This window comes from Gelidimonas diazotrophica (assembly GCF_055694025.1).
Map to the genome: position 1 here is coordinate 3752579 of NZ_CM146349.1, position 12785 is coordinate 3765363.

Sequence of the window (12785 nt, forward strand, 5' to 3'; positions counted from 1 at the left end):
ACATTATTTGGCGTGCGGTAATACCGTATAAATACGTATCAAGATCGATCAAGGGTTACGGCTGGCGCGTATCCACGCTGCTGCTTTTTCGGCAATCATGATGGTGGGAGAATTGGTATTGCCGGAGGTGATGGTCGGCATCACCGAAGCGTCCGCTACCCGCAACCCGGCGATGCCCCGAACCCGTAACTGACTGTCGACCACGGCCAGCGGATCATCGCTGCGGCCCATCTTGCAGGTGCCGACTGGATGGAAGATGGTGGTGCCGATATCACCGGCTGCACGCGCCAGCTCTTCTTCGCTGCGAAACTGCGCGCCGGGCTTCAATTCTTCTGGCGCGTATTTACGCAGTGCCGGTGCGGAGACGATATTACGCGTCAACGTCAGCGAATTTGCCGCTATCTTGCGGTCTTCCGGCGTATTCAGGTAATTCGGAGAAATTTTTGGGGCATCCTGTGCCAGGCCGGACGCGATGCGCACATGGCCGCGTGAAGTCGGACGCAGATTGCACACGCTGGCAGTAAAGGCCGGAAACGGATGCAAGGGTTCGCCGAATTTTTCCAGCGACAGCGGCTGCACGTGGTATTCCAGATTGGCGCTGGGCTGCGCTGGATCGGACTTGGTAAATGCGCCCAGTTGCGACGGCGCCATCGACATTGGGCCACGCTGGAACAGCGCATATTCGAGGCCGATTTTCATCTTGCCGAACCAGTTGCCGGCCATTATGTTCAGCGTTTTCGCGCCCTGTATCCTAAAAGCGGTGCGGATCTGCAAATGGTCTTGCAAGTTTTCGCCGACGCCCGGCAGGTCCAGCACCAGCGGCACATCATGCTGCTGCAGCAAAGCGGCTGGGCCAATCCCCGACAGTTGCAGTATCTGCGGGCTGCCGATAGCGCCGGCGGCCAGAATCGTTTCGCCAGCGGATTCGGCAAACCATTCGCGGCCGCCGCCGACGAATTCCACCCCGCTGCACACCACGCCCTGCGGCCCGTTATGAGTGCGCAAGCGGCGCACCTGGCAGCCGGTCATGATTTCCAGATTGGGACGACCGGCAGCCGGTTTCAGGAAGGCTTTCGCGGTATTCCAGCGCACCCCGCGCTTTTGATTGACGTCGAAATAGCCGCAACCGGCATTGTCGCCGCGGTTGAAATCGTCGGTATTGGGAATTCCGCATTCCAGGGCGGCAGCCCGGAATGCATCCAGGATTTCCCACGACAAGCGCTGCTTTTCAACCCGCCATTCACCGCCGGCGCCGTGCGACAGATCGGCGCCCTTGTAATGGTCTTCACTTTTCTTGAAAAACGGCAAGACATTGTCCCAGCGCCAACTCTCGTCCCCGGTCAAATCAGCCCAGTGCTCGTAATCGCGGGCCTGCCCGCGCATGTAAATCATGCCGTTGATCGAGGAACAGCCGCCCAGCACCTTGCCGCGCGGATAAATCAGGCTGCGCCCGTTCAGGCCGGCATCCGGTTCGGTGCGGTACATCCAGTCGGTGCGCGGATTATTGATGCAATACAGATAGCCGACCGGAATATGAATCCACAGATAATCATCCTTGCCGCCAGCCTCGATCAGCAACACTGAATTTTGACTGTCGGCACTGAGCCGGTTGGCCAGCACGCAACCGGCCGAGCCGGCGCCGATGATGATGTAATCGTATTTACCTGCAGACTCCATGGCATGCCCCGCTTTAGTGTTTGATCAAATACTATCTATTGTATTTTTTAATACCGCTTATGAATAATGCGGTAAAGCATTGCTTTTACAGCATACCCCCTAATAAATAATTATCCAAAAACAATGCAAACAACGTTATTGGGTCGCTGCCGATACCGTTCGGATTGCGCTGCGCGAAGCCCGCGCGCACTGCATTGTAATTGCCCGCGCAGTCGCGCTGGAGCCCGAACTGTCGTTGATTGCCAGCACCAAACGCCGGCAAAAACCTGTCATCACAACGCTTTTTGCACTACAGCATGAAATCTGAAAAAATTAAAAAATCAGGCAGTATGCTAAAAAACATATTATTTTCTGCATACAAGTAAAGCGGATTTAAAAATACTGATTATCAGTATAAATAAGTATGAATAAATAGTAAGTTTCTGCCAATTGTGGATAAGTCTGTGGATATCTGGCCTATCCATTGTGTGTAAGCGCATCCGGCGCAATCGACATTTTTCTTATCCAGAATCCATCCTGTTAACATACCGCGCTTATGCAGACTTTATGAAATCGCCAATCGCTTGAAATCATTCGGTTTTACGCACTTATCCACAGGCAAGTGCGACCGTTAACTATTACTACTATTTATATATATAAAACATTAAATAAAACCGAAAAAAAAATCAAAACCATCTTCGCCAGCAGCGTGATATCAAAAACCGCCTTGCCCAACTTTTCAAATAATGCAGGATTGCCTTGCCGAATAAGCCAGGCGCTTTGCCTTTGCAGTCGCCATCAATGACGAAACGTAAATGACCATGTCATGGCGCTACTTTCGCAGCCACTTTTACGGAAAGTAATGCTGCACGTTTTTTGCAAGCTTTATTTAAAAATCGATTTTTCCGGCAACTTCAAATTTTTCCAGCGCAAATGCGACTGCCATAAACGCATGAATGCCGCTACAAAGCCTTGAATCCATCGCTGAAGACGCTGGCAGACGATTTAGCGAAGGCAGGGGCCAAAAGTATTTTTAAGCTCGCCAGCCCGCCTGAAAATACTTTTGCAGCTTAAATAAAAATCGAAAATGTGGATAACCCAGGCAAAAATAGGCAAAAAATTGCTAAAACAGATATTTTTTACGCTTTACCCTGTGGATAACCTTAGGGATATCCACAGGGTGTTTTTGTGCATAAGTGATGTATACACGTGCGGCTAAAATCTTGTCCAGAATCTATCCTGTATACATACCGCGTTTATGCAGACTTTATGAAATCGCCAACTGCTTGAAATCATTCGGTTTTAATACCTTATCCACAGATTAGACCGACCGTTAACTATTACTACTATTTATATATATAAACAAAGTATTAAAAACCCAGTAAACGCCCGGCAACCAGATCAAGGCAGGCAATGACAGACAAAAAAATCCGTTTGGGGCTTATCAGCGCCCTGCATCAAGAACAAACCGGCTTGATAGATCAAATGCAGCGCAAACACAGCATTCAGCGCGGCATGCGCGACTACACCAGCGGTTCCTTATGGGGAATTGACTGCGTTTGCGTTTTATCCAGAATTGGAAAGGTTGCTGCTGCGGCAACGGCAGCGACGTTGATTGAACGTTTTAACGTGACCCATATCGTGTTTACCGGTGTGGCCGGCAGCGCTGCGCACCAGGTGCAGGTTGGCGATATCGTGCTGGCGGAGAATCTGGTGCAGCACGATATGGATGCAACGCCGCTGGCACCGCGTTTCGAAGTTCCGCTGACGGGCATCAGCGCTTTTGCTTCCGATGTGGATTTAAGCGCCCTGGTCGGCCAGGCCGCTTACGATTTTCTGGGCTTGGATTGGGGCGATGCGATTGAAAGCCAGGATAAGGCTGCGTTCAGGCTGAAAACGCCGCGCCTGCATCGCGGCCTGGTTGCCAGCGGCGACGAATTCATCACTAGCAGCGCTAAAATCACCGCCTTGAAACTGGCGCTGCCGGAAGTGCTGGCAGTCGAAATGGAAGGTGCGGCGGTGGCGCAAGTCTGCTTCGAATTCGGCATCCCGTTTGCGGTGGTGCGGACCATTTCAGACAAGGCGAATGAAAACGCCAGCATCGACTTCAACAGTTTTTTGGAGCGGGTGGCGCAGCGTTACGCGTTCAATATAGTGAAGAGAATATGCGCCGGAATGCATGCGCAAGATAGTCATTCAATACTGTAAATTACATTAATGTCTTTTAATTGCTGTTAAATTACATTATTTAACAGCAATCAAAAAATCATGAAACACCAAATGATTGCATTTTTTCGTGCTTTTCTGCCTTTCGTGGACCAGATTTTCTCTGGAAAAACGCCTGTTCAATGTGAAAAAAAGCCACCGGATAAGATGCAACCCGGTGGCTTTTTTTAAGGAAAAACTGTCTGAATTAGCCTGGCAATTACCCTTCCAGCGTCATCAAACTGGCATTGCCGCCGGCAGCCGTGGTGTTGATGCAGAGTGCGCGTTCGGCCACCAGCCGCCATAAGGCAATCGCGCCGGTTTCAGTGGTTTCCACGGTGGCAATCAATGCACCTTCGCGGGCGGCCAGCAGCGGCAATAGCTGCGCCATTTGCGCGCCATCCACCAAGGCAATCGCGAAACCGGCATCCTGCGCCGGATTGTCGATGACATGGATCTGCGCGCGCACCTGCTTTGGCAAGCCGGATGGAATCAGGTTGGCGGATTGCGCGGCGACCAGCACCGTATTGCCGGTGGCCAGCGCAGCAGCGATCTGATTCAGCAAAGCGCTGGTGCCGGAGGCGGCGCACAGCACGCCGCCGCGCGGCGCAAAACTGAGGGTATTGCGCTCGCCGGTCGGGCCCGGCAAGACCAGCGTGGTGCCCAGCGGCGTCGTGTGTGCATATTGCTCGCCCAATGCGGCGATGCGTTCGTGGCCGTGGGTTTTGGCCCAAATCAACAGGTTGCTGAAAGCGTCGGTAGCCGCCAGCGCGGCCGGTTCATGGATCGTGTGTGCGCCTAGCGCGTTATCCGGATTGTGCTGCAGGCGCTTGATGTACAAAGGTCCGCCGGCCTTGGGGCCGGTGCCGGACTTGCCTTCGCCGCCGAACGGTTGCACCCCGACCACTGCGCCGACGATATTGCGGTTGACGTAAATATTGCCGACATGGGCGCGGCTGGCGATGAAATCGATGGTTTCATCGATGCGCGAATGCACGCCCAAGGTCAAGCCGTAGCCGGTGGCATTGATCGCATCGATCAATTGCGGCAGCGCGCTGCGCTGATAACGCAATACGTGCAATACCGGCCCGAACACTTCATTGTGCAATTCGGACAGGGAAGCAATTTCGATCACGGTCGGCGCCACGAAAGTGCCGTGCTGGCACTGTGCCGGCAACGGCAATTGATAAAAATCTTTCGCGCTAACTTTCATTTTAGCGATATGCGCCAGCAGGTTTTGCTGCGCTTCGGGATCGATCACCGGGCCGATGTCGGTTGCCAGCCGATCCGGATTACCCACGCGCAATTCCTGCATCGCGCCTTTCAGCATCGCGATGGTGTTGTCGGCGATATCGGCTTGCAGGCACAGTACGCGCAATGCCGAGCAGCGCTGGCCGGCGCTGTCGAAGGCGGACGCGATGGCGTCTTGCACCACTTGTTCCGGCAGCGATGAAGAATCGACGATCAACACATTCTGGCCGCCGGTTTCCGCGATCAATGGGATATCGCAGGCTTCGGCGACAGAGCGCTGCGCCAGCGTGCGGTTGATCAGCTGCGCCACATCGGTGGAACCGGTAAAAATCACGCCGCGGGTGCGGGCATCGGCGGTCAGCGTGGCGCCGACGGTTTCGCCGCGACCCGGCAGGAATTGCAATGCTCCACGTGGAACACCGGCTTCATGCAATAGTTGCACTGCGCGGTGCGCGATCAACGGGGTTTGTTCCGCCGCTTTCGCCAGCACCACGTTGCCGGCCGCAAGTGCAGCGCTGACTTGGCCGATAAAAATTGCCAATGGGAAGTTCCACGGGCTGATGCAGACTACCGGCCCGAGCGCCAAGCTGTTGACGCTGGTGGAAACCTGGGTGCCGTAATAACGCAGAAAGTCGACCGCTTCGCGCACTTCGGCAATCGCGTTCGGCAACGATTTTCCGGCTTCACGGATCGCTAGCGCCATCAGTTCGAGGTGATGGGTTTCCAGTAAATCGGCGGCTCGCCACAACACGGCGGCGCGCTCGGATGGCGGCACGGTTTGCCAGTCCAGCGCAAAGGCGCTGGCTGCCGCCAATGCGGTTTCAACATCGTCAACATTGGCTTCGATTACAGTGCCGACGGCGTCGCGATGATCGGCCGGATTCAAGATCGCTTGCGCCTGCGTGGCCGCGACCGCGCATGCCAGCAGCGGCGCTGCTTGCCATTTACTGTTGCCAAATTGAGCTAGTGTTGCGCTAATCTCGCGCAGTACGTTTTCATCGCTGAAATCGATGCCGGCGGAATTTTTGCGCGCAGAGCCAAACAATTCCAGCGGCAATCCGATCTTCGGATGGGGCGCGCCGGCTAATTGTTGCGACAGCGCCAGCGGGTCGGTGATGAGCGAATCGATCGATACTTTTTCGTCCACGATTTGATTGACGAACGATGAATTCGCGCCATTTTCCAGCAGGCGGCGCACCAGATACGCGAGCAAGGTTTCGTGCGAGCCGACCGGCGCGTAAATGCGGCACGGCTGGTCCAGATACTCTTTGCCGACCACTTGGTCGTACAGCGTTTCGCCCATGCCGTGCAGGCACTGGAATTCGTAATCGGTGACGTTTTGTTCCTGGGCCCAGGTGTAGATGGTGGCGAGTGAGAGTGCATTGTGGGTCGCGAATTGCGGGTACACCACATCGGCTGCTGTCAGCAAACGCTGCGCGCACGCCAGGTAGGAAACATCGGTGTACACCTTGCGGGTATATACCGGATAGCCATGCATGCCATCGACTTGCGCGCGCTTGATTTCGGCGTCCCAGTACGCGCCCTTGACCAGACGCACCATGAATTTGCGGCCGCTGCGGCGCGCCAGATCGACCAGATAATCAATCACGAACGGGCAGCGTTTTTGGTACGCCTGCACCACGTAACCCAAGCCGTCAAAATCCGCTAGATCGGGGTCGAACGCCAGCGCTTCCATCAAGTCCAGCGACAGTTCCAGCCGATCGGTTTCTTCGGCGTCGATGTTCAGGCCGATATCGTATTTTTTCGCCAGCAGCAGCAGGCTTTTCAGGCGCGGCAACAGTTCAAGCATGGTGCGTTCGCGCTGGGCGCGCGCATAACGTGGATGCAGCGCCGACAGTTTGACCGAGATGCCGGGGCCGTCCTTGATGCCGCGGCCGTTCGAGGCGCGGCCGATGGCGTGAATCGCGGTTTCGTAGGAAACGTAATAAGCGGCCGCGTCTTTTTCAGTCAAGGCCGCTTCGCCCAGCATGTCGTAGGAATAGCGGTAGCCGCGCTTTTCATTGTCGCGACCGTTTTTCAGTGCTTCTTCTATGGTTTGGCCGGTGACGAACTGGTTGCCCAGCATGCGCATCGCCAGATCGACGCCCTTGCGAATCAACGGCTCGCCGCCTTTGGTAATCAGTTTGGTCAGGGCGGAACCGAGACCCTGCTCGCTGCTGGTGCCGACCAGTTTGCCGGTCACCAGCAAGCCCCAGGTGGCGGCATTGACGAACAGCGACGGCGATTCGCCCAGATGGCGGCGCCAGTCGCCTTTGCTGATCTTGTCGGCGATCAGGCGGTCGGCGGTGTGGCTGTCGGGAATGCGCAATAGCGCTTCGGCCAGGCACATCAGCGCCACACCCTCTTCCGACGACAGCGAAAATTCATGCATCAGTGCATCTACGCCGGAGGCGCGGGTACGTTTTTCACGCACCGATTGCACCAGTGTGCGCGCCAGCGTTTGCACCTTGGCCTGCGTTTCATTGCTGATATGCACTTGCGACAACAGCCATTGCACAGCGGCGCTTTCCTCTTTGCGGTAAGCGGCCGTAATGGCGGCGCGCAGCGGCGTTGGATCGCGCAGAATTTCATTCTGCAATGCGGTAAAGGGAGCGGCAGTGGAAGGGGATAAATTGGTCATATTCTGGCGCAATCGAATAAGGGAAAGATGGAAGCCGTCAGCCGGAGGCAGCGGCTACGGAAGTTAATTTGATTGTAGGTGGGATTGACATGCATTTATTCTGGTAATTGTCGTCACTATCAAAATTATCTATTTGATGGGAAAATTAAACCGAATAAAATTTATCCACGGATGATTGGGAACGTGCGCGAAATAATGTGCGCATTGGTTCCGCGTCCAAATCCTCAACTTATTCCTTACACGTTTCTTATGCTCGACAAAATCAGTAAAAAAATTCTATCAGAATTGCAAAATGACGGCCGCATCAGTAATGTTGAATTGGCATCAAAGATCAACTTGTCGCCGGCAGCCTGTCTGGAACGCGTGCGCAAGCTGCAGGAAACCGGTTATATCCTCGGTTACACCGCGCAACTCAATCCTGAATTGCTCGATGTGGCGCTGTTGGTGTTCATTGAAGTGGTGCTGGACCGCACCACGCCGGACGTGTTTGAAGCCTTCAAGCGCGGGGTGCAAGTGATACCGGAAGTGCAGGAATGCCACATGGTCGCCGGCGGTTTCGATTACCTGGTCAAGGTGCGCGTCAAGGATATGAACGCTTACCGCGACTTTCTCGGCAAATCGTTATTGCAGCTCAAGGGCGTGCGGGAAACCCATACCTATGCGGTCATGGAAGAAGTCAAAAACTCCACCAAGCTTCCTATAAAATAAGTGGAGTATTTTTTAAATAGCGCTGAATAAGTGCGGGAATACTTGTTTTTTAATTCATACTAATCCTGAGTATCGATGCAGTACCGGCGCCCGGCCGGCACTGCTGCCACTATTTCAGATTGCCGGAATTGAATGCATGCCGGCTCATGGTGGTCAAGTGTTCACGCAACCATTTATGCGCCAGATTGCGCGCATCGCGTTCGTGCCACAGCATGTCGACGTGGACCGCCGGGGTTTCGATCGGCAAATCCTTGGTAATCAGCTCGTTGCCCATCCCGGTCGACACCACCAGGTGGCGCGGCAGCACCGTGATCAGGTCGGAATTGGCAACGATCCGGCCGGCCGTGAAAAACTGATTTACCGTCAGCAAAATATGCCGTTTGCGTCCAATTTTGGTCAGCTCTTCATCAATCAAGCCGTGTGCGCGGCCGGAAAAACTCACTAGCAAGTGGTTGGCCGCGCAGTAAGCGTCCAGCGTCAGTTCGGATTTTGCCAGCGGATGGTCGCGCCGCATCACACAGACGTAGGAGCCGGAATGCAGGCGCTGGTGCAAAATCGGCGAGTCGCTGCCCTGCCCGCCTTCCAATTGCGCCACCACACCGGGAAAAAATCCCACTGCCAGATCGATATCGCCGCGCATCAGCATCGGGCGCGGCTCGCGCGTCGTCAGCGGCACCATGCGGGCGCTCAAACCGGGCGCCTCGCGCTCGAACGAGCGCACCAGAGACGGCAGCCAGAGCGCCGCCGTCGCATCGGCCATCGCCATGTGGAAAGTCTGGTGCGCGGTCTTGACGTCGAATGCTTCCGGAATCAGCGCTGCTTCCAGGTCCGATAAGGCGCGCCGCACCGCCGGCCACAGCGCTTCGGCACGCGGCGTCGGCTTGACGCCGTACGCGGTACGAATCAGCAAATCATCGCCGACGGTTTCGCGCAGGCGCTTGAGGGCATTCGACACCGCCGGCTGCGTGACCGACAGCCGGTTGGCGGCGCGGGTCAGGTTCTGCTCGGTCATCACCACATCGAAGACGCGCAACAAATTCAGATCCAGAGAGAGAAAGCGCATGATTTTTTAAAGGTACCGTAAGTGAATCGGCGCCGGATAAAAATCCGGCGTCTTGCAATCAGCCTTGGCCTGATTGTTATTTAACTAATAAATATAGTAACTATTGGCCATTCAGTAAAAGTATAACTGATATGAGAATTTGAAATTTGATTTATATATTGCAGCGCAATATAGTGCGCTTAAGAAAAAATTTCATATACATTGATTTGGAACAAAACATGTCCCTCGTTTCCCTACTACAAATTTTAGTCAGTTTCGCTCTGTTGGCTGCTTTGGCAATCATATTCAAGCCTTTGCTGACAGGCATTTACCGCGCGCTGAAAATGGTGGTCAAGCCTAACATGAGCAGGGAGCAACGTCTTGCACGTGCTTATTATCGCAATGCAATGACTTTGCATTCGATGACCAGTTCAAGCGATGCACTGCCGCCTAACCTGGTGGCTGAATTACGCGCCCTTTCGTGCCGCAGCTAATTTCATTAAAAAATAACCAGCAGTTTCGTAACCAAGAATGACCATCATGCATAACAACACCAGCGCCTACAACGACCATATGGCGCCTGCGGCTGCGTACTACCTCAATTGCACGCCGGTTGCGACCACTCCCCGTTCGCGAACCGCGCGCAAAGCGCCGCGGCGTTCGAACAGTCTGGCGTCGATGTTGCCATCGTTATTGATGACGGGTCTGATCACCCTGGTGATGGCGGCGGTTCTGCGCCTGGTTTGGGTCGGCTTTTCGCCTGATTTCATGGCTGCCTGGATGGAAGCCTGGCTGACTTCCTGGCCGATCGTATTTCCGTTTGCGTATTTGCTGAGTGCGCCGGTTTCCCGTCTGGCCGCGCTGATCGCCGCTCCGGCTGTGACGCTTGATGCCGGTCGCGACGCCAGTCTGTCGCTGGCGCACATCGCCGATGCATCGGCGAACGCCACCGTAATAAACGGTCTTTCTGTGCAACGTCAATCGCACGTCGCCAGCTAACGCGCAACACTCTATATCGGATGTCTCCCCCTTCCCGTTCGGGAAGGGTTCAAACCTCGTCAGGCGCTGCCTACGGGGTTTTTTTTATTTGTTGCAGTGCAAAAAAACGGCCGAATTATTGATTTTTTATGGCCGTGCTGCATCGCGTCAAATTAAAATCAGGTTGACAGAGCCTGTTCCAGCGCGATCCTGTTTGCCTCCAGTTCCTTTGGCAAATGGTATTGCAGTTTTTCGAACAGTTGCGCGTGCAGCTTGAGTTCCTCGCGCCAGGCATTCTTGTCGATCGAGGTAATGGTGTCGAACTGGGCTTGCGTGAAGTCGAGTCCATCCCATTGCAGATCGGTAAAACGCGGGCTGATGCCGAACAGGTGATCGATGCCGCCGCTGACGCCATTCTTGTCCTCGATGCGCTCCAGTATCCATTTCAGCACCCGCATGTTGTCGCCGAATCCGGGCCAGACGAATTTGCCGTCGGCATCGGTGCGGAACCAGTTGACGCAGTAAATTTTGGGTAATTGCGCCGCGCCGTTGCCAGATGACGCGGCAATCCTTTGGCCGATATCCAGCCAGTGCTGGAAATAGTCGCTCATGTTGTAACCGGCAAATGGCAGCATGGCGAACGGATCGCGCCGCACCACGCCCATCTGGCCGGCGGCGGCGGCGGTGGTTTCGGAGCCCATGGTGGCCGCCATGTACACGCCTTCGACCCAGTTGCGCGCCTCGGTCACCAGCGGCACCGTGGTGGAGCGGCGTCCGCCGAAGATGAAGGCGGAAATCGGCACTCCGGCCGGATCGTCCCAGGCGGTGTCGAAGACCGGATTTTGCGTTGCGGCGACGGTGAAACGCGCGTTCGGATGCGCGGCCTTGGCGCCGGTGTCACGGGCGATTTCCGGCGTCCAGTCGTGGCCTTGCCAGTCGATCAGATGCGCCGGCGCGACCGAACTCAAGCCCTCCCACCAGACATCGCCATCATCGGTCAATGCGACGTTGGTGAAAATGGTGTTTTCGCGCATCGAGGCCATGCAGTTGTAATTGGTCTTTTCATTGGTGCCGGGCGCCACGCCGAAATAGCCGGCTTCCGGATTGATCGCGTACAGACGGACGTCGCCGGTTTTTGCGTCAACCTGCGGCTTGATCCAGGCGATATCGTCGCCGACGGTGGTGACTTTCCAGCCCTCGAAACCGGCCGGCGGAATCATCATCGCGAAGTTGGTCTTGCCGCAGGCCGACGGGAACGCCGCCGCCACGTAATGTTTTTTGCCGGCAGGCGATTCGACGCCCAGGATCAGCATGTGTTCGGCCAGCCAGCCCGGGCCATCAGAGGGCCCCTGCGCTGCCTCGCGTCCCATGGTGGAAGCGATCCGTAGCGCAAAGCATTTCTTGCCCAGCAGCGCATTGCCGCCATAGCCGGAACCATACGACCAGATTTCGCGGCTTTGCGGGAAGTGGACGATATATTTGGTCTGGTTGCAAGGCCACGCAGCATCCTGCTGGCCGGTTGCCAGCGGCGCACCGACGCTATGCACGCAAGGCACGAACTCGCCATCGGTGCCGAGCACGTCATACACCGCGCGCCCCATGCGGGTCATGATGCGCATGTTGACCACCACATACGGCGAATCGGACAATTCGACCCCGATATGCGCGATCGGCGAGCCTAACGGACCCATCGAAAACGGCACCACATACATGGTGCGGCCCTGCATGCAGCCGTCGAACAGGGCGGACAGCGTATTGCGCATTTCGGCCGGTTCCATCCAGTTGTTGGTGGGGCCGGCATCTTCCTTGCTGGCCGAACAAATGAAGGTGCGGTCTTCGACCCGCGCCACGTCGGAAGGGTCCGAACACGCCAGAAAGCTGTTCGGGCGCTTGGCCGGATTGAGTTTTTTCAGGGTGCCGGCGGCGACCATGGCTTCGCACAGACGGTCATACTCTTGTTGCGAACCGTCGCACCAGACGATATTGGCAGGTTTGGTCAGAGCCGCGATTTCGGCCACCCAGTTTATGAGTTTTTGCTGGTGCACAAAAGCGGGCGCATTGACTGCAGCTACGCCTTTCATGATGGGTTGATTCATCAAAACATCCTCCAAAGAGTAAATGGAATTAATTGTGCCGCGTTTCGGCGCATTAGGGGTATCGTCAGCTTGATGCTTGCGCTGGATCAGTTGAAGCCAAAACGCGCACTGACGCCGGTGCGAGGAAGGCCGTTGGTACGGCCTTCGAACCCGTGAAATATTATAAATGTTACATAGGGGCCAACGGCGCTCACGAAGTGTAAAAGAG

8 protein-coding genes are annotated in these 12785 nt (G+C 55.4%); 4 read left to right on the plus strand and 4 right to left on the minus strand.

Features of this window, described 5'->3' with window-relative positions; translation table 11 throughout:
* Window positions 1-48: 48 nt before the first annotated feature.
* Window positions 49-1677 carry a GMC family oxidoreductase gene (locus KGFNPO_RS17400; RefSeq protein ID WP_472632475.1) on the minus strand — a complete coding sequence of 543 codons (1629 nt, stop codon included), beginning with the start codon at window positions 1675-1677 and terminating at the stop codon, window positions 49-51.
* A gap of 1392 nt (window positions 1678-3069) precedes the next feature.
* On the opposite strand from KGFNPO_RS17400, the gene KGFNPO_RS17405 reads away from it, so the two are divergent.
* Window positions 3070-3864 (plus strand): 5'-methylthioadenosine/adenosylhomocysteine nucleosidase, encoded by a 795-nt coding sequence (locus KGFNPO_RS17405; RefSeq protein ID WP_472632476.1) that lies wholly within the window; start codon window positions 3070-3072, stop codon window positions 3862-3864.
* Between the two features lie 217 nt (window positions 3865-4081).
* On the opposite strand, the gene putA is transcribed toward KGFNPO_RS17405, so the two are convergent.
* Entirely contained in the window at window positions 4082-7753 is a 3672-nt protein-coding gene (gene putA, locus KGFNPO_RS17410; protein ID WP_472632477.1) for a trifunctional transcriptional regulator/proline dehydrogenase/L-glutamate gamma-semialdehyde dehydrogenase, read from the minus strand.
* A gap of 249 nt (window positions 7754-8002) precedes the next feature.
* Between putA and KGFNPO_RS17415 the strand changes: the two genes are divergently transcribed.
* Window positions 8003-8461 carry an Lrp/AsnC ligand binding domain-containing protein gene (locus KGFNPO_RS17415; protein ID WP_472632478.1) on the plus strand — a complete coding sequence of 153 codons (459 nt, stop codon included), beginning with the start codon at window positions 8003-8005 and terminating at the stop codon, window positions 8459-8461.
* Window positions 8462-8570: 109 nt separating this feature from the next.
* Here the strand turns inward: KGFNPO_RS17415 and KGFNPO_RS17420 are convergent, their stop codons facing one another.
* Window positions 8571-9524 carry a LysR family transcriptional regulator gene (locus tag KGFNPO_RS17420; protein WP_472632479.1) on the minus strand — a complete coding sequence of 318 codons (954 nt, stop codon included), beginning with the start codon at window positions 9522-9524 and terminating at the stop codon, window positions 8571-8573.
* Between the two features lie 218 nt (window positions 9525-9742).
* Between KGFNPO_RS17420 and KGFNPO_RS17425 the strand changes: the two genes are divergently transcribed.
* Complete coding sequence (locus tag KGFNPO_RS17425) at window positions 9743-9997, plus strand: hypothetical protein (RefSeq protein ID WP_472632480.1); 255 nt, start codon at window positions 9743-9745, stop codon at window positions 9995-9997.
* Window positions 9998-10043: 46 nt separating this feature from the next.
* Window positions 10044-10502, plus strand: a complete 459-nt coding sequence (locus tag KGFNPO_RS17430) for a DUF2798 domain-containing protein (RefSeq protein ID WP_472632481.1) — start codon at window positions 10044-10046, stop codon at window positions 10500-10502.
* Window positions 10503-10660: 158 nt separating this feature from the next.
* Here KGFNPO_RS17430 and KGFNPO_RS17435 read toward each other — a convergent pair whose 3' ends face one another.
* Window positions 10661-12577, minus strand: a complete 1917-nt coding sequence (locus KGFNPO_RS17435; RefSeq protein ID WP_472632482.1) for a phosphoenolpyruvate carboxykinase (GTP) — start codon at window positions 12575-12577, stop codon at window positions 10661-10663.
* Between the last annotated feature and the right edge of the window lie 208 nt (window positions 12578-12785).

Excerpts from the sequence above, each read along its gene's own strand:
- KGFNPO_RS17415 (WP_472632478.1), top strand. The coding sequence starts at position 8,003 with ATGCTCGACAAAATCAGTAAAAAAATTCTATCAGAATTGCAAAATGAC.
- putA (WP_472632477.1), bottom strand. The coding sequence starts at position 7,753 with ATGACCAATTTATCCCCTTCCACTGCCGCTCCCTTTACCGCATTGCAG.
- KGFNPO_RS17425 (WP_472632480.1), top strand. The coding sequence starts at position 9,743 with ATGTCCCTCGTTTCCCTACTACAAATTTTAGTCAGTTTCGCTCTGTTG.
- KGFNPO_RS17400 (WP_472632475.1), bottom strand. The coding sequence starts at position 1,677 with ATGGAGTCTGCAGGTAAATACGATTACATCATCATCGGCGCCGGCTCG.
- KGFNPO_RS17435 (WP_472632482.1), bottom strand. The coding sequence starts at position 12,577 with ATGAATCAACCCATCATGAAAGGCGTAGCTGCAGTCAATGCGCCCGCT.
- KGFNPO_RS17420 (WP_472632479.1), bottom strand. The coding sequence starts at position 9,524 with ATGCGCTTTCTCTCTCTGGATCTGAATTTGTTGCGCGTCTTCGATGTG.
- KGFNPO_RS17405 (WP_472632476.1), top strand. The coding sequence starts at position 3,070 with ATGACAGACAAAAAAATCCGTTTGGGGCTTATCAGCGCCCTGCATCAA.
- KGFNPO_RS17430 (WP_472632481.1), top strand. The coding sequence starts at position 10,044 with ATGCATAACAACACCAGCGCCTACAACGACCATATGGCGCCTGCGGCT.